The organism is Eggerthella timonensis (assembly GCF_900184265.1).
Taxonomy (GTDB): domain Bacteria; phylum Actinomycetota; class Coriobacteriia; order Coriobacteriales; family Eggerthellaceae; genus Eggerthella; species Eggerthella timonensis.
The window spans coordinates 991,642-1,017,281 of sequence record NZ_FXXA01000002.1 but is presented as its reverse complement, the minus strand read 5'-3'; the positions used below and the strand labels follow the sequence as shown (position 1 = coordinate 1,017,281).

General features: G+C 62.5%; 22 protein-coding genes. 1 reads left to right on the top strand and 21 read right to left on the bottom strand.

All coding sequences use genetic code 11. From position 1 onward, the window contains the following. Positions 1 to 140 precede the first annotated feature (140 nt). The 4 genes from C1A15_RS04255 to C1A15_RS04240 form a co-directional block, all read right to left on the bottom strand. Positions 141 to 1,598, bottom strand: coding sequence for a helix-turn-helix transcriptional regulator (locus C1A15_RS04255; protein ID WP_180952987.1), 1,458 nt, complete (start codon positions 1,596 to 1,598; stop codon positions 141 to 143). A 345-nt stretch (positions 1,599 to 1,943) separates the two neighbouring features. After that, on the bottom strand, positions 1,944 to 2,555 hold the full coding sequence (locus C1A15_RS04250) for a cytochrome c3 family protein (protein WP_101721410.1): 612 nt from the start codon (positions 2,553 to 2,555) through the stop codon (positions 1,944 to 1,946). A 24-nt stretch (positions 2,556 to 2,579) separates the two neighbouring features. Continuing rightward, positions 2,580 to 3,392, bottom strand: coding sequence for a hypothetical protein (locus C1A15_RS04245; RefSeq protein ID WP_101721409.1), 813 nt, complete (start codon positions 3,390 to 3,392; stop codon positions 2,580 to 2,582). Positions 3,393 to 3,500: 108 nt separating this feature from the next. After that, positions 3,501 to 5,174, bottom strand: coding sequence for an FAD-dependent oxidoreductase (locus C1A15_RS04240; protein ID WP_180952986.1), 1,674 nt, complete (start codon positions 5,172 to 5,174; stop codon positions 3,501 to 3,503). A 249-nt stretch (positions 5,175 to 5,423) separates the two neighbouring features. Here C1A15_RS04240 and C1A15_RS04235 point away from each other — a divergent pair, with 249 nt between their 5' ends. Further along, positions 5,424 to 6,833, top strand: a complete 1,410-nt coding sequence (locus C1A15_RS04235) for a response regulator transcription factor (RefSeq protein ID WP_101723688.1) — start codon at positions 5,424 to 5,426, stop codon at positions 6,831 to 6,833. Between the two features lie 87 nt (positions 6,834 to 6,920). Here the strand turns inward: C1A15_RS04235 and C1A15_RS04230 are convergent, their stop codons facing one another. From C1A15_RS04230 to rpsI, 17 genes are all read right to left on the bottom strand, one after another. Beyond that, positions 6,921 to 7,655: an EthD domain-containing protein gene (locus C1A15_RS04230; RefSeq protein WP_101721407.1), complete on the bottom strand. Its 735-nt coding sequence runs from the start codon at positions 7,653 to 7,655 to the stop codon at positions 6,921 to 6,923. A gap of 27 nt (positions 7,656 to 7,682) precedes the next feature. Further along, entirely contained in the window at positions 7,683 to 8,174 is a 492-nt protein-coding gene (locus tag C1A15_RS04225; RefSeq protein ID WP_101721406.1) for a nuclear transport factor 2 family protein, read from the bottom strand. 24 nt (positions 8,175 to 8,198) lie between these two features. Further along, complete coding sequence (locus C1A15_RS04220; RefSeq protein ID WP_101721405.1) at positions 8,199 to 8,948, bottom strand: SDR family NAD(P)-dependent oxidoreductase; 750 nt, start codon at positions 8,946 to 8,948, stop codon at positions 8,199 to 8,201. Between the two features lie 28 nt (positions 8,949 to 8,976). Next, positions 8,977 to 9,732: an SDR family NAD(P)-dependent oxidoreductase gene (locus tag C1A15_RS04215; RefSeq protein WP_101721404.1), complete on the bottom strand. Its 756-nt coding sequence runs from the start codon at positions 9,730 to 9,732 to the stop codon at positions 8,977 to 8,979. Between the two features lie 50 nt (positions 9,733 to 9,782). Next, on the bottom strand, positions 9,783 to 10,679 hold the full coding sequence (locus tag C1A15_RS04210) for an SDR family NAD(P)-dependent oxidoreductase (protein WP_101721403.1): 897 nt from the start codon (positions 10,677 to 10,679) through the stop codon (positions 9,783 to 9,785). A 117-nt stretch (positions 10,680 to 10,796) separates the two neighbouring features. Continuing rightward, a complete protein-coding gene (locus C1A15_RS04205; RefSeq protein WP_101721402.1) occupies positions 10,797 to 11,495 on the bottom strand; it encodes an EthD domain-containing protein in 699 nt (232 codons plus the stop codon). A gap of 129 nt (positions 11,496 to 11,624) precedes the next feature. Continuing rightward, positions 11,625 to 12,860 (bottom strand): L-lactate MFS transporter, encoded by a 1,236-nt coding sequence (locus tag C1A15_RS04200; RefSeq protein WP_101721401.1) that lies wholly within the window; start codon positions 12,858 to 12,860, stop codon positions 11,625 to 11,627. 183 nt (positions 12,861 to 13,043) lie between these two features. Beyond that, the gene (locus C1A15_RS04195; protein WP_101721400.1) at positions 13,044 to 15,104 is read right to left on the bottom strand and encodes an oxidoreductase; all 2,061 of its coding nucleotides are present in this window, start codon (positions 15,102 to 15,104) and stop codon (positions 13,044 to 13,046) included. Between the two features lie 25 nt (positions 15,105 to 15,129). After that, entirely contained in the window at positions 15,130 to 17,229 is a 2,100-nt protein-coding gene (locus C1A15_RS04190) for an oxidoreductase (protein WP_101721399.1), read from the bottom strand. Between the two features lie 67 nt (positions 17,230 to 17,296). Continuing rightward, on the bottom strand, positions 17,297 to 17,998 hold the full coding sequence (locus tag C1A15_RS04185) for an EthD domain-containing protein (protein WP_101721398.1): 702 nt from the start codon (positions 17,996 to 17,998) through the stop codon (positions 17,297 to 17,299). Between the two features lie 383 nt (positions 17,999 to 18,381). After that, positions 18,382 to 19,764 (bottom strand): transporter permease, encoded by a 1,383-nt coding sequence (locus C1A15_RS04180; RefSeq protein WP_101721397.1) that lies wholly within the window; start codon positions 19,762 to 19,764, stop codon positions 18,382 to 18,384. 70 nt (positions 19,765 to 19,834) lie between these two features. After that, on the bottom strand, positions 19,835 to 21,136 hold the full coding sequence (locus tag C1A15_RS04175) for an MFS transporter (protein WP_101721396.1): 1,302 nt from the start codon (positions 21,134 to 21,136) through the stop codon (positions 19,835 to 19,837). A gap of 191 nt (positions 21,137 to 21,327) precedes the next feature. Then, entirely contained in the window at positions 21,328 to 22,023 is a 696-nt protein-coding gene (locus C1A15_RS04170) for an EthD domain-containing protein (protein WP_101723687.1), read from the bottom strand. A gap of 191 nt (positions 22,024 to 22,214) precedes the next feature. Further along, positions 22,215 to 22,709 carry a winged helix-turn-helix transcriptional regulator gene (locus tag C1A15_RS04165; protein ID WP_281254150.1) on the bottom strand — a complete coding sequence of 165 codons (495 nt, stop codon included), beginning with the start codon at positions 22,707 to 22,709 and terminating at the stop codon, positions 22,215 to 22,217. A gap of 668 nt (positions 22,710 to 23,377) precedes the next feature. Next, the gene (locus tag C1A15_RS04160; protein ID WP_101721394.1) at positions 23,378 to 23,935 is read right to left on the bottom strand and encodes a GNAT family N-acetyltransferase; all 558 of its coding nucleotides are present in this window, start codon (positions 23,933 to 23,935) and stop codon (positions 23,378 to 23,380) included. 2 nt (positions 23,936 to 23,937) lie between these two features. Further along, positions 23,938 to 25,134, bottom strand: coding sequence for a chloride channel protein (locus tag C1A15_RS04155; protein ID WP_101721393.1), 1,197 nt, complete (start codon positions 25,132 to 25,134; stop codon positions 23,938 to 23,940). A gap of 110 nt (positions 25,135 to 25,244) precedes the next feature. Next, a complete protein-coding gene (gene rpsI, locus C1A15_RS04150) occupies positions 25,245 to 25,637 on the bottom strand; it encodes a 30S ribosomal protein S9 (RefSeq protein WP_101721392.1) in 393 nt (130 codons plus the stop codon). Between the last annotated feature and the right edge of the window lie 3 nt (positions 25,638 to 25,640).

The following is a 25,640-nucleotide window of genomic DNA, read 5'->3' as shown; positions in this document are numbered from 1 at the left end:
ACGCGGCCTTCGCGCATCCTACGAAACGTATAAACGAGGTTGAAAAAGGCGAAGCGAGGTCGTACGAAACGTATAAAGGCCTGATGAGAGACGAGTTGTCGGACGTTTGGACTTGCGGGCGACCATCGATCGCCGCGTCGTCAATGGACGCGGTACCCGTCGATCAGCGCGATGAGCTCTTGCTTGGAATGGATGCCCAGCTTGCGGTACACATGCGACAGGTGCGCCTTCACCGTCGACTCGGACACGATGAGCGCCTCGGCGATCTTCTTCGCCGAGTAGCCGCGATACGTGTACACCACCACGTCCAGCTCGCGCTGCGTGACGTCGAATGCGCCCGTGGCCTCTCGACACAGGTTCTCCTGCCAGCTGTCGCCCTGGGCCTCGGCCTGCGTGGCCATGCGCCGCGAGAACGACACGAGCACGCCGATCCCCACCGCCGCCGCGGCGAACGCGCCCGTGGCCGCAACGGGCGTCACGAGCGGCAGCTCGGCCAGCAGGCCCAGCACGCCGCTGCGGTACATCACGTCGAGCGCGATGAACTGCGGCACCGCCAGCACGAACACGCCGAATAGCCCGAACACCAGCGACGCCGACAATCTGCGCCGCGCTGTCTCGTACGCCAGCGTGGCCGCCAGCAGCACTTCCACGCCATGCTCGGCAGCCACGAGGATGCGCTTGCATACCAGCACCCCGTCGCCTGCGGGATCGCCCAACGTCACCATCAGCAGCGCGCCCATGTACGCCAACGTGAGAACCGCGATGGCCGTCACCACGTTCGAGAACGTCATGCCCTTGCGCGCGAACAGCCCGGCCAGAAAACCCGTCACCGCAAGGCCGGCGAGCGCCGTCACCAACTGCGGCATGAGGCCGAGGCTCCCGGCGCTCGACACGCCCGTCCCCATGGTGGTGAACGCCCGCACCGCCACCACGCCGAAGTAGATGAACACCGCGCACAGCGCGAGGACGCCCCACGGCAGCACCTTGAGCGAGGCGAAGCTGTGGGATGCAGGCTCGCGGTAGGCGCGGCGGGGGCCGAAGGCGAAGCAGATCGCCGACAGCGCGGGGCACGCGCACGAGAACAGGGCGAGGGCGCCGTTCCCGACGATCAGCAACAGGCTCCACAACAGGCTGAACAGGCAGTACGACAGGCAGATGTACATCACGGAGCGTTCGATGCCCTGCGCGCTGGCGAACGCGAACCAGCTGATCGAGAACACGGCCACGTACAGCGCCACCAGCGAGATAGCCACGCCGCTCGCAGCTTCGGAGAAGGCGCCGAACAGCGGCGAGCAGAACAGCATGACGCTTCCCACCAGGCCTGCGGCGCCCGCGACGGCGCGGATGACGGGCAGATGGGCGTCCAGCTTCCCCATGCGCCCGCGCAGGGCGATGGCGATCGCCAGGAACAGCACGAGCATGATGGAGTACACCATGTGCTGGGCCGAAACGGCGCCCACGTTGGCACCGTCGAACTGGGGCGACAGGGAGAACGGATAGTACGGGGACACGTGCACCGAGAACCACAGCAGCGCCATGCCCGCCAACGGCACGACATCGGCCTTGCCGAGCGTATGTTTCCCCTTGATCCCTTCCATAGCCCTAGAGTATACCATCGCCGCTTACGTACCCCATCGAGCGAAACGACCGAAGGTCTTCGGCGGCGCATTGGCGTTGCGGCGTGGCTTTGGCGCGAAGTGGGCGCAAATGGGGAGTCCTGACAAAAATCGAGCTCTCGAAACACTCGCCCGCGCCGCGCTGGGAACAAAACGCCTGGTCGAATTATTTCTGAGCGTGGAAATGCGGCCTTTCACTAGCTGAACACTGTCACAGCTCACGCTTTGCGCCCAACCATCCAGGCGCGTCAAGATGAGCCACGCGCGCAGAGCAGCGGGAGGGGAGGACGGGGAAATGAGACATTATCCCCGTCCCTTTGTCTCATCCTAGCTGTGGCAGGTGTGGCATTCGTAGACGCCGGCGTGATGGCAGCTTGCGCAGGCGTCGGCGGCGTTCTCGTCCGGCGTGGCCTCCTCGTGCATGGTGTGGCACTTGGCACAGACGAGCTTGTCGTGCTCGCTGTTGCCGGGAAGCTCGTGCGGGTTGACCGTCAGGCCGTTGTCGTCGGTGAGCACCGTGAGGTCGGCGGTTGCCGCGGCAACCTCGGCCAGGTCGTGGCACGACAGGCACGCCTCCTTCGGCACGTCGGTTTTCTTGAGCTTCTTCGGCACCTGGTAGTCGTTCATGTCCACCTCGGCGTGCGCGCTCTCCAAGCCCGACGTGTCGGTGTGGCAGGATGCGCAGGCCAGGTCGCCGTGACTCGCGGATATCTCGCAGGCAGCGTTCGTCAGCGAGTCGCCCTCCGCCGTGTGGCACGTGGCGCACTCGGCGTCGGCCGTCCAGGTGAACGACAGGCCCGCCTGCTCGCTGGCGTTCGCTTTCGCCGCGTCGCCCGCGGACTCCTGCGGCGCGCAACCCGCCATGCCGAGCGCGCTCGCGCCCGCCACGAGGCTGATGGCCATCGCCAACACCGTGACCGTGCATACTCGTTTCTTCATGGGTCCTTCCTTCTTCCGTTGTCGCTAGGCCGCGATCTCGGTGCCCTCGAACGTGCCGGGCGCGGTTTCGAGGTAGTTCGGGTTGCTGCCGCCCGCATTGCCGGAGAACGTGGCGCCGTTGTTCGCCACCACGCCGCCTTCGCTGACGATGGCCGCCGCGTCGCCCGATGCGGTGCACTGCGATATCTCGCTGCCCGCCTCCAGCGTGAGGTACGCGCCGGAGCCCGCCACGTGCACGGCGCTGGCGCCGCTGGCTGCGTTGCCGCCGGTCAGCGCCGCGCCTTCGTCAAGCGTCAGGCGACCCAGGTCGGAGACGAGCACCAGGGGGCTCTCGAGGGCCGCGGCGCTCGCGCCGTCGAGCACGACGTTCTTGAGCGTCACGAACCCGTCGGTGATCTGGAGCATGGGGCCCGCGTCCGCGTCGCCGCGCACGATGGAGAACGGAGCGTCGCCGTCGCTCTTCACCGTGATGGTGGTGCGGAAGCCCACCTTGGGCACGGTGCCGTCGGCCGACAGCGGCGCGTCGGCCAGCAGCGTGACCGTGCCGCCGCCGTTCTGGTTGGCCTGCTCGAGCGCCTCGCCGAAGGTCTTGAAGTACGAGGATATGTACTTGCAGGTCATGCCCTGCTCGAGCGCCTCGGCGTCCTTGTCCTGCTTCTCGGTTTTCGCGGGCTTGTCGGCCTCGCCGGCCGCCTGGTCCTGCGCCGCGGTCCCCGGCGCGTCCGCGGCATCGGGGGATCCGGCGCCCTGACCGCTCGCGCAGCCCGCGAGGGCAACCGCCAGCAGCGCGGCGCACAGCAGCGCGCATGTTTTCCGTAACAGTGAGAGCTTCGTCATACTCATCGGAGCATCCTTTCAAAATCGCTCGCCTTGCCAGCGGGCTCCCGGGGAGGGAGGGAGCGGGAGCCGCCGGCAAGGGAGTTCGGGTAATGCGAGATCAGCGGGCTACTTTGCGTCCCACGGCTCAAGCGTCATGGCGTGCTGCGCGGCGATCATGCCCGACGACAGCGCTTCGAAGATGTTGCCCAGGCAGTACACGAAGCCGTTGAAGGAGCCGAACTCGCCGCAGTTGTACAGGCGCGGGATGGGCTCGTAGGCCGGCGACATCGTTTGGCAGTTCTGGTTGCGCACGGGACCGCCCTGCGTGTTGATGCTGGAGAAGCCCAGCTCGATGGCGTAGTAGGGACCGTCGCCCAGCGGGAGCATGTGCTTGGCGTCGCGCGCGAACTCGGGGTCTTCGCCCGCCGCCGCGTACTCGTTGTACTGCGCCACCGTGGCCTTGAGCGCTTCCGCGTCGATGCCGTTGATGGCCTCGTCTGCGGAACGGCAGGGGCGCTCGGCCTTGATGTTGGCCGCCAGCTCCTCCAGCGTGTTGCCCTTGAAGATCCAGCCCTTGCTCACAGCGTCGTCGTTCGTGCCGAACTCGAACCACGGCTCCTCGGGATGGTGGTAGTTGTACACGCCGGCGTACGTGTTGATGATCCCGGCACGGCCGGAGCCTTCCCACAGCGGCTTCTCGTCGAAGAACGCCTGGTCGAACACCAGGAAGAACGGCAGATGGCGGTAGTCGCACGCCTTGGCGTCGAAGTCGAGGCCCGTGATGTGCTCCATGTCGTGGGCGCCGGTGCGATCCTCCTTCATGAAGCGCTTGCCGTTGTAGTCCACGATGAGGTAGTTGTACGGCTTGATGCCGTCCGTGGCGTCGGTGGAGATGGAACAGTTCGCCTCCTCGGAGGGCTGCTTGAAGCACAGCGCCGCCCACTCGAGGCCGTGCATGTGCCACAGGTCGGCGCCCACGCTCTGCGCCAGCGCGAAGCCGTCGCCCTCGTTGTTCGGCGTGCCCCAACCGTACACGCGCACGCCGGGGTTGTTGTAGTTGTACTGGATCCACGGGTTGTTCTCGTAGCCGCCGCAGCACAGCAGCACGGCCTTGTTCGCCTTGTACGTGAGCTCTTCGCCGTCGGGGCCCTGCGCCACCACGCCGCAGACCTCCTTCGTGTGCGGGTTCTGGATGAGGCGCGTGGCGCGGTTGCTGAGGCGCACGTCCACGCCGTAGCCCTCGGCCACCTCGTCGAGCTCCTCGAACAGGTACATGCCCACGATGCCGTCGCGACCGGACACATAGCCGCCCTGGTACTCCTTCGGGCGCTTGTGGCCGTCGTTGCTCTCGTCGACCCAGTCGATGTTGATGCCGTACTGCTCGCACCACGCGGGCAGCTGCTGGGACTTCTGCAGGAATTCCTTCATGTCGTCGTCGTTGCGCACGGTGCCGAACGCGCCGTGGTTGAACGTCTTCCACCACTCGTCGACGTCAACCTCGGCGCACGTGTGGATATGGCCGCCCGAGCACCCCGTCGATCCGCCGTCGCGCTCGGCCGACTTCTCCAGCACGATGGCGCTCACGCCCGCGTCGGCCGCGGCGATGGCGGCGGTGGAGCCGCATCCGCCGTAGCCCACGATGATGAGATCGGCTTCGTCGGTCCACGACGACGGCATCCATTCTTCGCTTGCCGAGGCGCTCGAGCACCCCGCGAGCCCCACGGTGGCCACGCCGGCCGCTCCGGCCATCGCGAGGCCGGCACCTTTGAGAAAGCTCCTGCGGGAAAGATCGGTTTTCATGGTATCGCTCCTATCTCGTACCCTTCCTTGTGATCCGAGGCGGGGCGTCTCCTCGCCTCCGTCGCCCTCGGAACGCTTTCGATTCTTGCAGGGGCCATCGGCAAAATCACTCCATGAACTGGGTGGGAGCTCTACCCGAAAGGTGTGGTTCTGGATTTCACCCCCGAATCTTGCGGCATGGCGGAGACATGTTGGGTATGATGGCGGTGCGGCAGGGGAAGCCGTTATCGCAGGAGGGGGTCCGACGATATGACGAATATTCGCACGCAGGTTTTCGGGTCGGCGGCGGCGCTGCCGCTGCTGGGGCTCAGCCTCATCTTCGCCTGGGTGTACGCGCCGCTGCTCGTGGGCGAGCAGTTCTATTTCTTTCATCATCTGGGGTTCGGCTGCACGCTGGTGGCGCTGGCGCTCGCGGTGTCGCTGCGTCCGCACCCGGCAGCGGCAAGCGCGCGCGTCGTGCGCACGGCATCGCTGCTGGCCACGGTCGCCATGGGACTCGTGCCGCTCGCGTTGTTCGTGCCGGGCTCCGCCAACGTCGCGTCCATCGTGGCGGGCGGCCTGCTCAGCGGCGCGGGCACTGCGTGGATCCTGGGGCGCTGGTTCTGCCTGTACTGCCGGTTCCGCACGGAGCTGGCCGTCAGCTACACGCTCATGGCGTTCTCGCTGTCGTCGTGCATCCGCTTCGCGCTCGTGCCGCTGTCGCAGCTCTCATCAATGGCGATGCTGGCTGTGCTGTGCGTATTGCCGTTCTGCTCGCTGTTCCTGGCGAATCGCTGCGAGCGCGTGGATCCGGGCCTGCTTGCGCTGCGGAAATCGTACGACGTGACCGCCCCGGCCTCCGAGAAGCCGCCTTTCTCCGGCACGATGGGCTTCTTCGTGGAGATCGTCATCTACGGCCTCGTGTTCGGGGTGCTGCGCAACGGCATCTCGGAATGGTCGAACGACTCGGCGTCGTTGTATGTAGGTCACCTGTTCCGCATCCTGCTGCCGGTGCTGCTGCTGGCGTGGATCACCATCCCGCGCAGCGACGAGCGCAAGGAGCGCATCCTGCGCGGCGCGCTGCTGGCGTGCGCGTTCTGCGTGACCGTGGGCATCTTCTTCGGCGACTCGCCCACCGTGGTCATCTCGTCGCTGACGCTGGCGGCGCGCAACTTCGTGACCATCCTGCTGTACCTCATGCTGTACCGCACCGTGCGCGATTGCGAGGCGCATCCGCTGGTGGTGTTCGGCATCGGGCGCGGCGTGTACGAGCTGGCGCTCACCGTGGGGCTGCTGCTGTTCAGCGTCACCGACGTGTCGTCGTTCATCGCCTCGATGCCCATCACCACATTCTACTTCGTCATGACGTGCGTACTGTTGTTGCTGCTCAACAGCTTCTCGCGCATCACGGCGGTGATCCGCCGCACCCCGCCGGCCGCCGAGGCCGCGCTGCACGATTGCTCCCTCGACGAGCGCTTCGCCGCCATCGCCGCGCGCTACCAGCTGTCCGAACGCGAGACGGAGGTGATGCGTCTGTTGTGCCGCGGCCGCACGAAGCGCTACATCGCCGAAACGCTGTACTTGTCGGAAGACACCGTTCGCTGGCACTCCAAGCAGCTCTACCGCAAGCTGGAAGTACACAGCAAGCAGGAGCTCATCGACCTGGTGGGCATGGAGTGACGAGACGATTGTCGCCCGAAACGTACGGTTTTGACCGGAAAACCGTACGTTTCGGGCGACAATGCGTCCTCCTGCCGTGATTCGCGTCTACAGGCAATACCCTCCTCGCGCCGACCCGTCCACTACGGGATGGGTCTCGACGAGGTACGTGTCGACGGAGCCGATGAACTCGGAGGCATGGGCAGCCAAGCGCTGGAACTCCTGGGAATCGTAGAAGCACTCGAAGGCGTCCCTGCTCTCAAAATACAACTCGGCCATGCCGTCGCACGGAAGCTGCTCGCTCGCAACGCTCTGCCCCTCGACGAAGCGGTCGATCACGAGATTCTGGTTGTAGCCCGCGTGGCCGGGAACCGCCTCGACCAGCTTGGCATGCGCGTAGCACCATTCGCGACGAAACTCCGCAGCGCTCACCCCCTCCGCCCGGCTCAGGAACGACACGTGATGGATCAGGTTCTTTCCCCGCATATAGGGCGGCACTTCGCGCACCACCGTGCGAGAGAAGACCAGGATGTCGCACAGACGCTTCTGCAAGAGAACCTCGGCATCGTCGAGAAGGGCGTTGCCGGTTTCTGCATCGAGCGACCGAACCCCTTCGAGCATATCGTTGTACGTGTCGAAATGGAGCTCAGAGTACCCGTCGATGTCGATGGCGCCGCCCCCGATCGGATGGCGATGCCCGCTGTCGACTACGAGGTTTTGGTTGTATGCTCGCAGGTTCTTCATCCCTGCGGCAATCGGCCCATGGATATGCAGCCAATGGTGCGAAAAGGACTCCTGGGTAAAGCTGTCGTTCTTCTTCAGCAACCCGCATCGGACAATCACGTGCTCGCTCCCTTCCCTGAACCGCCTTCACATCATGAAGACCTTGTACGCGTTCGCGCAGTCCTCGTAACGCTTTTTGATTTCAGCTTCACCGCGCAGGTACGTTAAGGACATCTCGGTGAAGTACCACCGTCCGTCGATCTTCGCATACGCGTTGTCGTAATGGGCGCGGCCCACGAACTCGCCGCCGCGCCCCGCATCGTAGAGGTCGTCCTCGAGCGACCAATGGGAGATGGCGGTTCCCTCGCCCGTCAGCTCGATCCAATGGTGATGCCCCTGATGGCTCGAGGTGACGCCGTCGGCGAACTTCGCCTGCATCGTGGCGAGCATCCCCTCCCGACCCTCGTAGCGCCCGCCCGTCGTATTGTTGACGAACACGAAATCCTCGACGAGGCACGCCCGCAAACCGTCCCAGTCTTTCGCATCAAGCGTATCCCAATAGCGCGCCTGCAGCCGTTCGATAGCCCGCATATCCTCCAAGTCCTCGATGCGCTTCTCAAGCTCTTCGAGTGTTGCCACGACCTCCCCCCTTCCCTCTCGGTGCTAGGTCAAGCTGAATCCGCCTTCGTTGTAGATCGTCTCGCCCGTGATGAACGAAGCGTCTTCCGAAGCCAAGAACAGGGCGACGTCCACCGTTTCGCGAACTTCGCCGTAGCGGCCGAACGGCATCTTCGCCAAGAACGCGGCGCTCCGCTCCGGATCGTTGATCGTCCCGGCGGCAATGCGCGTTTTCGACGTTCCGGGAGCGATCGCGTTCACGTGGATACCGTACTTCGCCAACTCGAGCGCCATCACCTGCGTCAGCATTTTGACGGCGGCCTTCGAGGGACAATAGGGGGTGATGCCGCCGATGGTCTTGCGGGAGCTGTTCGAGCTCGTGTTCACGATGGAGCCCTTCACGCCCAGTTCCACCATCGTGCGCGCCACCGCCTGACCCACGTAGAATTCGCCGTTCAGATTGGTGGCCATCACGTCGAGCCACCCCTCTTTACTGCATTCCAGGAACGGCTCCCGATGGCAGATGCCGGCATTGTTCATCAGCACGTCGATGCGGCCGTACCGGTCGATGACCTTCTGCACGCTTTCCTGCACCTGGTCGTAGTCGCGCACATCGCAATGCACGCAATAGACCCGGTCGTTGTCCCCGAACACCTCCTCCATCGTGTCATCCTCGATGTCGAAGATGGCGACCTGGGCGCCTTCCTTCACGAACTGCTCGACCATGCCGCGCCCAAGGCCGTTGGCACCGCCGGTAACCAAGGCGATCTTGTCTACAAACCGCTCTCTTTCCATCGTTATCATCCTCCTTATCAAGCTACCGCTAGAGGCTCTGCCCGCCGTCCTCGAAGATAATCTCTCCCAACATGAAAGAGGACTCTTCGGAAGCAAGGAACAGCGCCGCATCCACAGCCTCCCTCACTTCGCCGTAGCGGTGCATGGGAATATCGTTCAAGAACTGCTCGTTCATCTTCGGGTTCGAACGGGTCGGCTCGCTCATGCGGGTCTTCGTCGTGCCGGGACCGAACGCGTTGACGCGTATGCCGTACTCGGCAAGCTCCTTGGCGAACTGCTTGGTGTATATTGAGATGGCGGCCTTGGTCGCCGGATAGGCGCCCAGGTACTTCGGGATGAAGCGGAACGTGTTCGAGGACGTATTGACGATGACGCCCTTCGTCTTCTTCTCCACCATGCGCTGCGCCACGGCCTGGGCCACGTAGAACGAGCCGTTCAGATTGGTGGCGACCACGCGATCCCACGCTTCCTTCGGGCACGTGAGCATGCCGTATTTCTCTCCGTCCTTGAAGCAAATCCCGGCGTTGTTCATGAGGATGTCGATACGGCCGTACTTCTCGACAGCCTCGTCCACCATGCGATGGACGGCATCGTAGTCGGTTATGTCGCATGCGATGGTGTGGACGCGCTCTTCGCCCCCGAATGCGTCCTCGAGCGTGTCGACTTCTATATCGACCGCAACGAGCTCCTCGACGCCTTCCTTCAGGAACCGCTCGACCATGCAATGCCCGATGCCGTTCGCAGCCCCCGTCACCACTACAACCTTGTTGTCAAACCGAGCCATGACACTTCCCTCCTCCTTGATTGGCTACCTCAATCGGCACGCAGGGCGCGTCATTTCTTATCGGCCGTCGCCAGATGGAGGTAGGTCGTGGCGCCGCCGTCGGCGGCTATGAACTCGCCGTTGATGAAGCTGGAATCGTCGGACGCGAGGAACAGCACCACCGTGGCGATTTCCTCGGGAAGCGCGTAGCGCTTCATGGAGGACGCTTCGACGAGGCCGGCACGATTCTGGCCGCGCGGAAGGGTCATGCCGGAAAGCACGAGTCCCGGACTCACGGCGTTGACGCGAATGCCGTAGGTGCCGAGGTCGGTGGCCGCGGCGCGCGTCATGCCCATGACGGCTGCCTTGGCCATGGCGTAGCCTATGAAGCTTCCCGGACCGAAATGCGTGCCCTGGTAAGAGCACGTGTTCACGATGGTGCCGCCACCGGCTTCGATGATGGCGGGCGCGCAGTAGTGCATGCCGTTGTACACACCCCAGCAATCGACGTCCATGATACGCGTCAACGATTCGCGCGTCTCGGTGAGCACGGTGCCGTTCTGGCACATGCCGGCGTTGTTCACCAGCACGTCAAGGCGGCCGCTCTCATCGAGCACCTTCTTCACCAGCGCCTGCCAAGCATCCTCGTCGGCGACGTCCATCGGAAACGCAACGGCCTCCCCGCCGTCGGCCTTGATGGCTGCTTCGACGCGATCCAGCCCTTCCGTTACGATGTCGGCCATGTACACCTTGGCGCCCTGCTGGGCCATCATCTTGGCTTCCATCTCGCCCTGGCCGCCTGCCGCGCCGGTCACGATGGCAACCTGGCCTTCGAACCTCCCCGTCCCTTCGGCAACGCGCGGCCAGCGCTTCGCCTGAGCTTCGGCATAGATCTTCTCTTCAAACGCCTTTTGATCAGGACCCGAGACAATAGCGTTATCGAAAAACTCCGCTCGCTTCGATTTCATTGATCCTCCCTTTTCGATGCAGAATGTCCCAAAGGGGGACTGTCCCCATTTGGGACATTCCCTTTTCTCTCACGAAGGCCGCGCCGCGCCGAGTTCGCGATGCGGCCCTCGCTGCGTTTACTTCTTCAGCTCCACCGGCACGGCTTCGACGAAATACGTCGTGACGGTACCGATGAATTCGGCCGCATGCACGCTCGCGCGCACCTTGAAACCGGGCGTGCTGTAGCACTCGTCGAAGGCATCCATATCCTCGAACCAGAACTCGACCATGCCCTCCACCGGCAGGTCGGCATAATGGACGGGCGCGCCTTGCACCATGCGATCGATGACCAGGTTCTGGTTGTACCCGCAGTAGCCGCTCATCAGCTTTACGAGCAGGGAATGGGTGTACCACCACTCATCGTGGAACGTCATCGCGTCGACGCCCTCCGCGCGATCGCAGAAGGAAACGCGCTTGATGGCCTTGCCGTCAAGGTAAGCAGGAACGGGCGTGTCAACCTTCTTCACCGCGACCAGCGTGGAAACAGGCTCCTCGACGAGCGGCTCCAAGGCGCTCTGCAAGGCATCGCCGACCTCCTCGATCGCACGCTCCATGTCGCCGTAGCTATCGAAGAACATCTCGATGAATCCGTCGATGTCAATGGCGCCGCGACCCAAATGGGAGCGCTGCTGGCGATCGGTCACGAAGTTGATCTCGCACTTCCGCAGCTGAGGCATGCCGGCGACGACCTCGCGCACATCCCCCATCATCCCCTCGCGGAACGCCTCCTCGGAAACCCCTTCTTTGCACTTCAGCAAGCTAATCCTGGAAATCATGTTCTACCCCTTCCTCAGATCATTCGGGAATTTTAGTATCCGGCAGCGGTTGGGCACCTTCAACAACGCACTTGAAAGTGTGCAACTCACGTTTTGGTAAGATGCTTTCGACCAGCACCTATGGCAGGCTTACGCTTCTGCGGCGTCCTTTGCCTTCATCTTCTTGAAGAACATCCACGCCAGCGACAACAGCACGAGGCCGACGATGCAGAGCGCACCGAGGAACGGAAATGCGGAGCTGTAGCTGCCCGTGGTGGCAAGCGCGTTAGCGGAGACCACCGGCCCGATGAACGAGGCCAGCGTATAACCGATGAACATGAAGCCGTAGTTCTGGCCCGCATTGCCGGGGCCGTAGGCATCGGCACACACCGAAGGCATGATGGCCATAATGCCGCCGAAACAGATACCCAGCAAGCATGCTTCAATAATGAAGATCACCGTGCTCGTTGCATTGGCGAACAGGAACAAGTGGATGACCGCCGTCACCGCAACGGCGACGAACATGGTTTGGAAGCGTCCGAACTTGTCGGATATGGCGCCAAGCCCCAAACGGCCCGTGCCATTGGCGATGGCGAAGATGCCCACCATGAGCGCGCCCGTCGCGGCGTCCATGCCAGCTTGCACCTGTCCCACCAGCGACACCGTAGACAGCATCACGCAGCCGGTGCAGGCAACGGTGCCGAAGAACAGCAGAAGCGTCCAGAAGAACGGGGTCTTCAGCATCTGGCCGGACGTGTAGTTCTTCACGCGCTTGGTGTCGCTTTCAGCCGGCGGATTCCAACCCTCGGGCTTGAAATCGGCCGCGGGCATCTTGAGGAACCGGGAGAGGACGATGAAGCCGACGATGCAGAACACGCCCACGATGTTGAACGCGATGCTCACATTGAAGTTCTCGATGATCATGTTGCCCATCGGAGCCGTGAACAGCGGGTAGATGGCCATGATGGCCAAGGCTACGCCGTTGGCGAAACCGCGCTTGTCGGGATACCACCGTGTGGCGATGGCGAGGGCCAAGTTGTAGCAAATGCCGTCGCACACGCCTACCAACAGGCCGAAGGATATGTACAACACCGGAATGGTGCTGGCGAAGCCCGTCAAGAACCAGCCCAGGCCGAAGCCGATGCCGGCGACGGTCATGATAACGTGTGCAGGCGCCTTACGCTGCAGCCACCCGCCGATCGGGCCGCTCAGGCCGATCATGGCGATCACGATGGTATAAGCGAACGACACTGACTGAGGCGAGAAGCCGTAGGCCTCCATCAGGGGCTTCTGGAAGATGCTCCAAATGTTCAGTGACGCTGTCAGCGCACCGCACAAGGCCGCGCAGATCAGGATGACCCCGCGGCGATACGTTTTAACAGACATACTCTTTCCTCCTTGTTTCCTTCGAAATCGCATTCCGAAACGAACAAGCGGTTCGTCTCGCGTGAAACCCCAACTCCGCCCTCCAGTCACCTCCTTCGGGTCGCGTCGCCTTCGGTTTCCCTTCATGCACTCCGTGTCCCGCCGGGTCGCGTACGGTGACACGACGGGACACGGGATGATGCCCTAGAGAAGACAGCCCACACGGCGCCCGTCGGCGAACGCGTGCTTGAGAAACGCGTTTTCGCCGCCAAGCGTCGAGCCGATTTCATACACCTCATCGACGTACAGCGCAGCCATGTTGCAGAACGCCCCATCGCGCCGTTCAGGCAGCATGACCATCATGGAATCGCACGGCACCAGCTCCTCGCCGCCGTCGGCGAACTTCAGCAGCGCCCCCTGCTTGCTGAATTCCGCTACCGTGGCATTGCGCACGACGCGAACGCCTTGACGATCGAACCACGGCACGATGCGCTCCTTGTACTTGATCGGGATCAATCCGCCAACGTCCTCGTCTTCGGCAACCAGCACGATGTCCTTGCCGCGCTTGCGCATGAACTCGGCACATTGGGCGCCTTCGGCTCCGGCTCCCCATATCACGATCTTCTTGCCCACGGGGAAGAACTTCTCGCTCATCGTGGCGAGCTTGTCCGGGCCGAACATCTTGAGCGGCACCTGCGCGAGTTTCGACATCAGGGGGATGGTGAACACGTTCTTGCGGTTGATGCCGGGAATATCGGGGATGTAGTAGGGCGACGAATTGGCCACGACCACCGCATCGGGAGCCTCCCGGCGAATGAGACGCTCGTCCACTTCGGTCTTGAGCTTCACCTTGACGTCTGACTTCTCGACCATGGCGGTCAGATGGTCGAAGATGTGCATGACCTCTTCGCATCCACCGCTCTTGATCATGGCCGCCAGCTTGGTGCGGCCGCCCAGAGCCCCCGACTTCTCGTACAGCGTCACGTCATGCCCGCGCTCGGAGAGGGTCAGAGCGCACTCCATGCCAGCAGGACCACCTCCCACCACCATGACGCGCTTCCTCTTCTCGACCGGTCGAGCGGCAAGTTGGCGCTCTTGACCCAACGTGGGGTTCACGCGGCAGATGCGCGGCTGCGTCACCGGGTCTTCGCAGCTCGCACAACGCGTGCAGCGCATGATCTCGTCGGTGCGCCCCTCTTCCACTTTTCGCGCGAACCAGGGATCGGCCCACAGCGTGCGCCCGAGCGCGATGACGTCGGCGTCGCCGGCCTCGAGCACGCGCTCCGCCAAATCCTCGTTCATGCGACCTGCCGTGATGACCGGAACATCCACCGCATCTTTGATCTGCCGTGCAACAGCCGTCCACAGTCCAACGCCTCGGTATTCGTCCATGTAGGGTTCCATGAACGCATCGGGTTCAGGGTAGGGGAAGTAGTCCGGGCAGTAGCGGAACGGCGTGGAGCCGTATCCGTATCCGGCGATGCTGATGTACTGGGCTCCGGCCTCCACGAACGCCTTGGCATTCTCGGCAGCCTGATCAGCTGTGATGCCCTGCTTCGTGGGATGGAACTCGCGTCCGTTCAAGCGGCAGCCGATGACGAAATCGGGGCCGCACGCCTCGCGAATGCCCTCGATGATCTCCCGTACGATGCGCGTGCGGTTCTCGACACTCTGGCAGCCGTACTCGTCGTCGCGCTTGTTCCACAGCGGGCTGACGAAGCTATCGAGGAAGTAGCCGTGCGCAACATGCACCTCGACGGCGTCGAACCCGCCCTTCTGCAAGCGCACGGCAGCTTCGATCTGCAGACGCTGCTTCTCGTGGATCTCGTCAACGGTCAGGCCGCGCGGAGCTTGGCACCACGGCTTGGGAACCGGCATCTCGTCTTCGGTAAGCGTAGATGAGGAGATCGGCGGAAGCCCATCGGGAGTCGGGCCGGCCGAAGGGCCGATGTGATGCAGCTGGCCGATGGTGAGGCACCCGTGCTTATGGACGGCCTCGTTGAGCTCGATCATGCCGGGAATGAACTTGTCATCGTAGGCGCCGAGGTAGATGCCCCCTGCAGGCTCCCACAATATTGCCGCGACGTCGATGGCTGCGACGCCCCCCTCCGCCATGTTCTCGTACATGGCGATAGCGTCGCTGCCGTCGGCGGTGCAATCTTCGTTCCAGCGCCACGACGACTGCGGAGCCTTGATCATCCTGTTCTTCAGCACGAAGGTAGGCGCTATTTCAATCGGAGACAAAAGCTTCTCGTAGCTTTTCATGCAACTCCCCTCCCTTGTCTCCCGATTACAGCTTCAGCGCGGCGGCGCGGCCCTGACCCACCGCGTCGACCATGAGCGTGTTGCCCGGTCCTTGGCAGGCCCCGATGACATGCACCTCTGGGGCAAGATCCTTGAGCTGGTCGTACAAGCTCAAGCCGGAACCAGGAGACTTGAACACGAGGATGCTGTCAGCCTTGAGGTAGCGCTCCTCGCCGTCTTTGGCGTACGCGATGCCGCGCTTGTCGATGGAGCGGTACTCCACGCCGGTGACGATGTCCACGTCGTTGTCCCGCAGCCACTTGAGCGACCTGCTCTTGTAGCGCGGCGGCAGGCCCTCTCCCACCGTGTCCAGGTCTTCGAGCACGGTGACGTTCTTCCCGCGCTTGCGCAGGAAGATGGCACCCTGCACGCCTTCGATTTGCGCGCCGAGCACGACGCAGTTCTTGCCGATGCCCGGCAGGGCGATCTGCGAGAGCTTGTTGATGGCGTTTGCGCCGAAGAGCTTGAGCGGCTTTTCGGCCAGGCGGGTGAGCTGGGGGACCGTGGAAACGATGCCGAGGTCGATGCCCGGAACGTCGGGCGTGCCGTACACCCCTCCCGTGGCGACGATGATCGCATCGGGCTTCATGGCGCGCACGTAGTCGGGCGTGACTGTCGTCTTGGTCTTGATGGTCAATCCCGGCGTCTTCTTCGCTTGGGATGTCAACCAGTCGATGAGCGCTGGGACGTTCTCGCATACGGTGCCCTTGACCATAGTGGCAAGGTTGAGCTCAAGGGCTAAGACGGATTCCTTCTCGCACAGCGTGACCTCGTGGCCGCGTTCGGCAGCGACGCGAGCGGCCTCGAGCCCTGCCGCTCCAGCGCCCACCACCAGCACCTTCTTCTTGGTTTCCGCAGGAGTGACGGCCATTTCGCGCTCGCGCAGGAACGCCGGGTTCACGCGGCAGCGGCGGTGCGGCGTCTCGTTCATGCGCAGCTCGTCGCACGTCGCGCAATGATTGCAGCGTCGGATGTCCTGCGCGCGCCCTTCCGCGATCTTGTTGGGCATGTCAGGGTCGGCCCACAGACCGCGTGCGAACATGGCCAGGTCGACCTCGCCCTTCTCGAGCGCCGCTTCCGCCTTTTCCGGCGTGGCGAATCCAACGCCGAACACGGGAGCGGACACGGCTTGCTTGATGGCGGCGGCAGGGGGAATGGAGAGGCCTTCGCCATCCAAACGGTCGAGGTACTGCTTCATGTCGTCGTCGGGTGACGGGTACATCCAGTAATCGAGCGCGAACTGCATGGGAACCGGACCGTAGCCGTAGCCCGTCACGCTGATGTAGTCGGCGCCGGCGGCGTCGTAGAACTTCGCGATCTCGACGCCTTCCTCGATGGTGATAGCGTCCGGATGACCGTACTCCTGACCGTTCGTGCGCACGCCTACGATGAAGTCCTCTCCGCAACGCTCTTTCACGCCCCGGATGATCTCGCACGCCAGACGCGTGCGGTTCTCGATCGATTGGCAGCCGTACTGATCGTCGCGGTGGTTCCACACGCGCGAAGCGAAGCTCAGCAGGAAGTAGCCGTTCGCCGCATGCACCTCGATGCCGTCGAGACCGGCCTTCTTCGCACGCTCGGCCGCATCGATATAGCGCTCCTTGAACGCCGCGATCTCCTCGAGGGACAACCCGCGCGTGGGATTGCAATACGGTTCGGGGCTTGGAAGCTCTTCTGCGCTCAACGTCGATGAGCACCACGCACCGCCCTTGGTCTTGATCGCGGCGCCGTTCTGGAAGATCTGGGCGATAAGCTCGCATCCGTTTCCGTGCACAGTATCGGCCAGTTGGGAAAGGCCGGGGATGAACTTGTCGTCGTACAAACCGCCCAGCGGATAGGTCTCCACGGTGTACACGCCGCCGTCCGCGTCGTCGATCAACGTCGCAGGATCGTCGCAGATCATGCCTCCCAAGATGATGGCCGAAGCGCCGCCCTTCGAAATCGCATCGTACAGGCCGATGATCCTCTCGTTGCAAAATTGGCCCGGATCCCATGACATCGCGGACGACGGCGCTTTGACCATGCGGTTTCGCCACTGATGGGTGCCGATGGCAATCGGCTCAAGCAATTTGTCATAAGCTCTCATAACGTTTGTTCCTCTTCTCGTGCGTCTTTACTGAATCGTCTGTCGTTGCGCGAAAGCTCGCCAAACCTCACGCGGAAGGCGCGACAACCGGATAGGTTTCCGTCAGATAGGTGCTGATCGCCCCCACGAATTCCGAGCAGTGCGCGGACGCGCGGGCGTACTCGGGGGATGCGCAGAACTCCTCGAAGGCTTCGTTCGTCTCGAACCACATCTCCGAGACGCCCTCGACGGGAAGCTCGTCGTACGGTATGGACACGCCGCCGTCGATGCGATCGATGACGAGATCCTGGTTGTACCCCACGCACCCGGGAACGGTCTGGACTAAGCGATCGTGAACGTTCCACCATTCCTTGACGAAACGCTCGGAACTCACGCCTTCTGCGCGGCTGAGGAACGACACGCGCTGGATGAGCTTCTTGCCGCGCAGGTACGCGGGAATCCGCACGACCTCGCGCTTGGCCAGCACGAGGATCTGGCAGTGGGGATTGGCGAACAAAGGGACGTCGTTCGCGCCTTCGCCGTTCAACGACGCCACGCCCTCGAGCATGTCGCCGTAGCTGTCGAACTGCAGCTCGGAGTAGCCGTCGATGACCACCGGACCCTGATCGGCCGCAGGGCGAAGCTCGCCGCCGACCACGACGTGCTGATCGTACTGGCGCAGATTCGCCATCTTGCTCGCGATGGGCCCATGCACGTTCAGCCAGTAGTCCTTGAACTCCTCCATGCCCATGCCGTCTTTTTTCTGCATCAATCCACATCTGCTGATCATGGCGATCATCCTCCCTGAATCGAATCTGCGGGCGACTGCGCGCTTCGGCGACCCCTGCGCCCTGCTTGCACGAGCCTCGCCGCGTCGCAGCCCGGATAGCTCGTGACCTCTGCATACCCGCATACTATGGGTATTCGAAACCGGCCTCAATAACGCACTTTAAAGTCACAAGGGCACAAAAAAGTAAGGAGGTTGAGGGGGCGGACGGGGAGTGAGGCAGAGGGACGGAGTGAGGCAGAGGGACGGAGTGAGACAGAGGGACGGGGTAATTGTCTCATTTTGCTAGAAAATGAGACAATTACCCCGTCCCTCTGTCTCACTCCGTCCCTCTGCCTCACTCCGTCCCTCTGCCTCACTCCCCGTCCGCCCTGTCCCACTGCCAGCTACACGAGTCCCACCGCTCTCAAGCAGGTGAGAACGAAAACCAGCACCGCTGTCGTAACCAGCACATATGGCCCGTTCCACTGTAAACCGACCTTGACGGGCGACCGTCCCACCATATCGGAAACGGCAACGACGTTAGCTGACGCAGGACATACCGCATTGCCCATCGCCCAGCTGATGCACAGGACGAGCGCCAGATAGACCGGCGTCGCACCGCAATTCGAAGCGCTGAGAGCTCCGCCCATCACGGCGACCGCCGCGATGGGATGCATGCCCGCGGCCGAAGCGATCAGCGTGATGCCGATCACCGCCACGGTCAGAAACAGCACGTTTTGCCCGGTCAGCAACACGAGGGCGCCTGCTATGGCATCGCCTGTATGGGAATAGCCGATGCTATAAGCAAGCATGCCGGCGCCGGCGAAGAGCAGTATCTGGTTCTTGGTCTGAGGAAGCTTGTTCTTGCAATAGTCGCTCTTGAACACCGCCGCATAGGTCGGCAACCGCCTTATCGCCGTCATCCATACGAGCGGGAAAACGAGCGACGCCATGGCAACGACCATGATGACCGACAGGCCGAGGAGCTGGGAGACCGCCACAATGGAGGCGATCAGCAGGAACGCGAATGCGCATAGCTCGACGACGTTGCGCACGTCGAGCGTCCCGCCAGCCTCTTCCGCCATGCAGGGCTGAGTCCCTCTTGCCCGTTCCTGCGCATACGTCATAAGGAAGCCAACCGCTCCGGCGATCAGCGCGCACGCAAGGGCATAGGGCGCGAATACGATCCAATCAATGCCCGTCACTTGCACGACCAACGCGATGGTCGCCGATGTTGGCGCCCATATCATGCACGTGACGAATCCCCTGCTGAGAGCAGAACTCACCAGCTTCTTATCGCTGCTGTGACAGCTGGTACGCGATACTTCGTAGGCCAGCGGAACCGCTGCGATGCTGATGAGCACGCCGATGAAAGCGGACATAATGCTCACCAACGCGTAAAAACGACTGTCGCTCCGCGCGTATCGAGCGAAGATCTCTCGCAACGACCGGCTGTACCCTCCATGCTGTACGGGAATTCCCAACAGCGGAACCATGATGAACATGACGATAAGATACGCGTTCTCCTGCAACGACCGCACCCAAACTTCGAGCGGCGCATGCGCCTGCGCCAACAAGACGCCGCCCAAGGAAAAGAGCACAGCCCCGATGACCCTCGACGACCCTGTCGACGCCGCAAAGCTCATCACGATGACGACGATCAGCAAACCCGTGTTCAGATCGTCGAGCAGAGGCACCTTCAGAACCGCATTCGCCAAGTAGCCCAACCCGAAACAAAAGGTGACCCCGCTTCTCGTCGTTCGAACGAGGCTCCTCACGTTGCCCATACCATCTTCTTTCTTGCGCACCGCCTCCGAACGAGGGAGCACGGGGGATCGCATCCCCCGTGCTTCTCCGCTAGTCCGACACGCTCTTTCCCTTGACGTAGTACCCCTTCAAAAGGAAGATCGTGGTTAAGAGCGTTATGAGGACAGAACCTATCATCAAGTAGGTGATGGACAGGTTGTCGCCCGTGGCCGCGATGAGCGCTGTTGCCGCAAGGGGCGCCAGGCCGCCGAAGACCGCCGCCGCGATGTTATAGGAGAACCCGATACCGCTGTTGCGGAGCTTGGTGGGAAACACTTCAGCCGAAACCACCACGATAGCCACCGCGAGAATGGTCTGGAACACGATGAGGACTCCCAGCAAGCCGATCATCAAGATGGCATTCGTCTGCTGAATCAGGACGTAGAACACCGGATAAGACAAGATAAGGAACCCAAGACACCCGACGATCAGGCACTTCCGCCTTCCCACCTTGTCGATAAGCAAGCCCACGATGGGGCAGAGCAGCAGGTTGATAGCGATGACCGACGTATTGACGATGAACGCGCTCGAAAACGACGTCCCCATGAATTGCGAGATGTACGTCGGCATGTAGGTGATCAAGATATAGTAGGTCGCACTGGAGCCGACGAGCAGCCCGATCACCGTGATGATGGACTTCTTATAGCGCAGGAACAGATCCTTAACCGGCGTATGGTCCTCTTCCTTCACTTCCTCTTTCGCCTTCAGGAACTCAGGGGAATCGGGAACGTTCCTGCGCATGTGCATGCCGTAGAAAGCGATCAGGATGCCGCAGAGAAACGGCACGCGCCATCCCCACTCGTACAGAGCCGCTTCAGGCAGAAGCGTTGTGACGAGCAACCCGGCAGTGGATCCCAAAAGCAGGCCGCAGCCCACGCTGAACGGCTGCCAGCTGCACAAAAAGGCCCTGTTGTTCGGCGTTCCGTATTCCGAGATGAATGTCAGCGAGGAGCCGAATTCGCCTCCCGTTGCCAGGCCCTGCAGCAGGCGCAGCACCGTCAGAAGGATGGGAGCAAGAAGTCCCACCTGGGAATACGTTGGCAAGCATCCCATGAGCATGGTGCAGATGCCCATGCAGAGGATGGTGAGCGTCAAAGCCTTGATTCTTCCGTGCTTGTCGGCGTATGCGCCGATCAAGATGCCTCCGATGGGTCGAACGAGAAAGCCCGTTCCAAAGACCAAGAAGCTGAGCAAGAGCCCGACGATCGGATCGTCGGCGACAAAGAAATCTGCGGAAATGATTGCCGCGAAGTACCCGTACAACCCGTAGTCGAACCATTCCAGCATATTTCCAAGGCTCCCCGAGAACACCGCCCTGGCCAACGAGGTTTTCTTCTTTGTAGTTGCCTCCATGTTGTATCCTCTCCCGAGAAAACTTGAGACGATCGTGTTGCGCGCGATGGATCCATGGATGTTCAGCCGGCGGACTTCGCCCCCTCCCCTTGTCGATGACGGCGCCGTCCCCCAACGCGGCGCAAGCGAGAAAGATGCGGAGCGCGGCGGCACGCCCTGCGTGAGCGCGCCGCCGTCAGGCTCGGCTCAACCTACGCCAACGCGATAGGCTGCGACTCAACCAGATACGTCGTGATGTTGTCGATGAACTCTGCGCCATGCGCGCCCGTGCGCTTGAACGCGGGCGACCCGTAGCACTCGTCGAACGCCTTCATGTTCTCGAACCAGAATTCCACTACGCCTTCGATGGGCAGTTCGTCGAACGGCACGGACTCCCCGTCCACGATACGGTCGATGACGAGGTTCTGGTTGTACCCCGCGTACCCCGTCATGGTCTTGACCAGCGCCGAGTGCATCTGCCACCACTCGTCTTGGAACTCCGCAGCGCTCACGCCGTCCTTTCGCCCAAGGAACGACATGCGCTTGATCAGCTTGACGCCTTCCAGATAGGCGGGAACCGGCGTATCCACTTTCTTCACCGCCACGAGCACCGGGATATCGGGATCTGCGAACTGAGCGTAATCGGTCGCAAGAGCCTCCTCAAGAGCGGCCACGCCGCGCACCATGTCGCCGTAGCTGTCGAAGAACATCTCGGTATAGCCGTCGATTTCGGTCGAGCCGCGGTCGAATGGCGAGCGCTGCTCGTTGTCCACCACCACGTTCGTTTCACACCCCTTGAGGAAGGGCATCGTGGACAAAAGCTCCGCATGCGCCTGCGTCAAATACGCAGCGAACTCCTCAGCCGTCGTTCCCTCTTTCCGTTTGAGCAAGTTGATTCTCGAAATCATGCCGATCATCCTTTCCGAAACGTACCCCTGTCCTTGTATCGCACCCCGTTTCGAGATGCGGTTCTATCTCGTATTCTGTGGACGCGGGAACACCGGCGCAATAATGCACTTATAAGTGCGCTTCTTACTCGAAAGTGAGGCGGACAGGTTATCGGAAAGGATTCGGGTAGCAAATACAAGGTCTGCGAAGGCTATTCTTCGCGCGCGTCGCCCTCGCACGAACCGCCGCACACGTCGAACGTCGAAGGATCGAACTGCCAGGTGATGCGCTCAACCGACCCCCGCTCGGCTTCGTCGCCATCATCGCCGTAGACAAGCATGCCGTCGCCCATCCTGCCTTTCGTGCGCTGCAGCGTCTCTGCGGAGAACCCTCCGTACGCCGCGCCCCAATCGCGGATGAAGTACAGGACGTTCGCGAAGCTGACGCCTTTCGTCGTGAGCAGATAGTCGACCCGCAGCGGCTTGACCTCCACGACAACCCGCTCGATGATGCCCACCTGCTCCAACTCGCTGAGATGCTGGCTGAACATCTTGTGGGAAATGTCGTAGGGTATGCGCTTTCTCAGCTCGCTGTAGCGGGCTCTCTTACCAGGAGCCATGCTCAAATACCATACGATAAAAGGCTTCCACTTGCCTCCCAATATCGAAGCGACGTACGAAAGGGAGCACGAAGTTAAATCATCCATTTTCTCGAGCATACGACTCACTTCCCTCTACTAACAATCCAACGGACAGCGTGACCGATTATAGAGAAGACGGAGGATCGCCAAGCTAGCGAATCCATCAGCAAGAAAACTGCACCATCGTGAGTATGGAAGATGACCACCTATCGTCAGCGCTCCTTGCGCCGCGCCTCATGCACCAAAGGCATAAGGCGAATTATATGTGTCCCATAAGACACAATTCAAACTATTTCCCTAAGGTAAGTATCTCTAGCGAGCGAGAACAGCGCAAGAACGCACTTGAAAGTAACCGGATTACCCTAGCGGAGGTTGCGGACCGGAATCGAAGGAACCCATGCAGCTACAGCGCATCCTTTGAGAAACGTCGCCGACGGCTTAGCGATAGAGACGCCGCAAAACTTGGCAAGTTCGAACCGATATGCGAGGATTTGCGAGCCGCTGGACGAGACGCGCACCGCCGCTTCGCAAGAAAGTCCTGCTCGCAACGTCGTGCGCTCGTTTTATAGCCACATGAGAACAGCCATTCCGACGCAAAGTTGCCCACTCGCATTGCTCTTTGGTTACCCAACGTTGGCATGGAGTGACGAGACAATTGTCGCCCGAAACGTACGGTTTTGACCGGAAAACCGTACGTTTCGGGCGACAATGCGTCCTCCTACCGTGATTCGCGCCTACAGCGCGCGCTCGTACATGACGAAATCGGCGCCGCCCTCGTCAACATTGTCGTAAGCAAGCTGGTAGGTCCCGCAGTCTTCGAAGCCGCACGACTCGTAGAGACGCCGGGCGCGCACATTGAACGGGAACGTGTCGAGGCGCACGGCCTTCTTGCCGGCCGTCTGCGCGATGTCGATGCAGGCTTCCACCATGGCGCGCGCGTATCCGCGCCCGTGATAGACGGGCAACGTGCCCAGCACGTGCACCACCAGCACCTCGCCGGGTCCGGCTTCCACGCGCCAAGGCACGCGTTCGTAGCCGTCGGAGCCTTCGCCGTTCAGCACCATGGCCGATGCGATGCGCGACTCGCGCTCGCTCGCGCCCTCACCTTCGTCAACGAGGCCCACGTACACCTCGCCCGCCTCCACCGAGGCGCGCAGGAATCCCGGCGACGGATGCACGCCGTGCTCCCAGCATACGTCGAAATCGGTGTCGCGCATCCCGTCGATCATCTTCGTGTAGAAATCCATCACCTGGTCGAACTCGTCGACCCGCGCCTGCCTGATTGCCAGCATGGCTACATCCTCTCCTTGCGAGTCTTCTTCAACAACGCCTCGCCCGCAGCAGGCAGCAGCAACCCCATCGCCATCGCGGCAAGCGCCCACGGGAGGCTCGCCAACGGGAAGCACAGCAGCACGAGCACCACGGCAGCCGCGGCCTTGCGCGAGAAGCCGGCGATGAGCGCCGTTGCAACGACTGTGACGCACAGCAGCGGGTCGAGCCCCGTCAGCCCTGCGATGCCGTACCCGAAGCTGATGCCGCAGAACAGCAGCGGGAAGAAGGGGCCGCCGCTCCAGCCCAGCCCCAGGCACAGCGCCACGAACACCGTCTTCACCGCTCCGGTGAGCAGGAGCGTCGCGGACGAAAGACCGGTCCACGTCACCATGAGCTCGACCGCCTGCTGCGACCCCGGGAACAGCACGTTCGGCAGGAACAGCGCCGCCGCCCCCAGGGCCAGCCCGCAGACAACCGGCTGCAGCGCCGGATGCCGATCCAGCTTCCCCGCCAGCCAGCGCGATGCGCGCGTCGCCGCACCGTACAGCAAAGCCAGCATGCAACCTGCACACGCCAGCGGCAGCACCCACACCAGCGACTCGACGCTCCACGGGATCGCGTCGAATCGCGGCAGTGCCATACCGCCGCCGAACAGGGTGGTGAACAGAACAGCACCGGCAACGCCGCCTGCCACGCCGAGGGGATACAGCACCAGCTTGCTCGCACGCGGAAACGCCTCGGCGGCAGATGCCAGCACGCCTAGTCGAGTCGACGCGCGCTTCAGGCGCTCGCCCACCCAGGTGCAACCCGACGCGATAAGCCCGGTCAGCCCGGCCTCGGGACCCACCGAGCCGCCGAACGCGATGGGCAGCAGAAACGACACGGAGCTCGGCGCGATACGCCCGACCGAATAACCGCCCGTCGCCTTCACGTCGGCCATCACCTGATCGAGCGGCTTGGGCGCGCTGTGGAACCGCGCGTTCCACAGGCCGATGGCCGCGCCGCCGAGCGTGCACACCACCACCGGGAACAGGAGCCAGCCGCCCGTCAGGCCGCGCAGCCCGCCCCATACGGCATCGACCAGCCAATACGCCAAACTGAGCAAGGCCCAGATGCCGAACCCCACCAGCAGGCCCAACAGCGCGGACAGCAGCCCCAGCACCGCGTGTGCGCCCACGGAGCGCATGCGACCTGCCGTCTCCGTCCCTCGTCTCTCCATCGTGCGTCACCTTCCCGCCACCGCGCCCCTCGTCGCCCGAAAGCAAAGGAGCCCATCCACCAACGTGAACGGGCTCCTTGAAACAACCTGTGTAATTCGCGAACGCGATCCTAGCGCTTCGAGAACTGCGGGCGCTTGCGGGCCTTCTTCAGACCGTACTTCTTGCGCTCCACCATACGGGAGTCGCGCGTGAGGTAGCCGGCCTTCTTGAGCTCGCCGCGGTAGTCGCCAGCGGCCAGGAGCGCACGGGAGATGCCATGACGCAGCGCGCCGGCCTGACCCGAGATGCCGCCACCGTTGAGCGTGGCGATAACGTCGAAGTGCTCCATCGTGTCCGTGACCTTGAACGGCGTCTTCGCGTAGTTCACGAGCGCTTCGCGACCGAAGTACGCCAGCGCGTCGCGGCCGTTGATCGTCATCTTGCCGGTGCCGGGAACGAGACGCACGCGAGCGACGGCGTTCTTACGGCGGCCGGTGCCGTAGTACAAAGCTTCACCTGCCATGGG

Bases quoted from the DNA above. Each gene is read 5' to 3' on its own strand.
- C1A15_RS04255 (WP_180952987.1), bottom strand. From the start codon at position 1,598: ATGGAAGGGATCAAGGGGAAACATACGCTCGGCAAGGCCGATGTCGTG.
- C1A15_RS04250 (WP_101721410.1), bottom strand. From the start codon at position 2,555: ATGAAGAAACGAGTATGCACGGTCACGGTGTTGGCGATGGCCATCAGC.
- C1A15_RS04245 (WP_101721409.1), bottom strand. From the start codon at position 3,392: ATGACGAAGCTCTCACTGTTACGGAAAACATGCGCGCTGCTGTGCGCC.
- C1A15_RS04240 (WP_180952986.1), bottom strand. From the start codon at position 5,174: ATGAAAACCGATCTTTCCCGCAGGAGCTTTCTCAAAGGTGCCGGCCTC.
- C1A15_RS04235 (WP_101723688.1), top strand. From the start codon at position 5,424: ATGACGAATATTCGCACGCAGGTTTTCGGGTCGGCGGCGGCGCTGCCG.
- C1A15_RS04220 (WP_101721405.1), bottom strand. From the start codon at position 8,948: ATGGAAAGAGAGCGGTTTGTAGACAAGATCGCCTTGGTTACCGGCGGT.
- C1A15_RS04215 (WP_101721404.1), bottom strand. From the start codon at position 9,732: ATGGCTCGGTTTGACAACAAGGTTGTAGTGGTGACGGGGGCTGCGAAC.
- C1A15_RS04210 (WP_101721403.1), bottom strand. From the start codon at position 10,679: ATGAAATCGAAGCGAGCGGAGTTTTTCGATAACGCTATTGTCTCGGGT.
- C1A15_RS04205 (WP_101721402.1), bottom strand. From the start codon at position 11,495: ATGATTTCCAGGATTAGCTTGCTGAAGTGCAAAGAAGGGGTTTCCGAG.
- C1A15_RS04200 (WP_101721401.1), bottom strand. From the start codon at position 12,860: ATGTCTGTTAAAACGTATCGCCGCGGGGTCATCCTGATCTGCGCGGCC.
- C1A15_RS04195 (WP_101721400.1), bottom strand. From the start codon at position 15,104: ATGAAAAGCTACGAGAAGCTTTTGTCTCCGATTGAAATAGCGCCTACC.
- C1A15_RS04190 (WP_101721399.1), bottom strand. From the start codon at position 17,229: ATGAGAGCTTATGACAAATTGCTTGAGCCGATTGCCATCGGCACCCAT.
- C1A15_RS04185 (WP_101721398.1), bottom strand. From the start codon at position 17,998: ATGATCAGCAGATGTGGATTGATGCAGAAAAAAGACGGCATGGGCATG.
- C1A15_RS04180 (WP_101721397.1), bottom strand. From the start codon at position 19,764: ATGGGCAACGTGAGGAGCCTCGTTCGAACGACGAGAAGCGGGGTCACC.
- C1A15_RS04175 (WP_101721396.1), bottom strand. From the start codon at position 21,136: ATGGAGGCAACTACAAAGAAGAAAACCTCGTTGGCCAGGGCGGTGTTC.
- C1A15_RS04170 (WP_101723687.1), bottom strand. From the start codon at position 22,023: ATGATTTCGAGAATCAACTTGCTCAAACGGAAAGAGGGAACGACGGCT.
- C1A15_RS04165 (WP_281254150.1), bottom strand. From the start codon at position 22,709: ATGGATGATTTAACTTCGTGCTCCCTTTCGTACGTCGCTTCGATATTG.
- C1A15_RS04160 (WP_101721394.1), bottom strand. From the start codon at position 23,935: ATGCTGGCAATCAGGCAGGCGCGGGTCGACGAGTTCGACCAGGTGATG.
- C1A15_RS04155 (WP_101721393.1), bottom strand. From the start codon at position 25,134: ATGGAGAGACGAGGGACGGAGACGGCAGGTCGCATGCGCTCCGTGGGC.
- rpsI (WP_101721392.1), bottom strand. From the start codon at position 25,637: ATGGCAGGTGAAGCTTTGTACTACGGCACCGGCCGCCGTAAGAACGCC.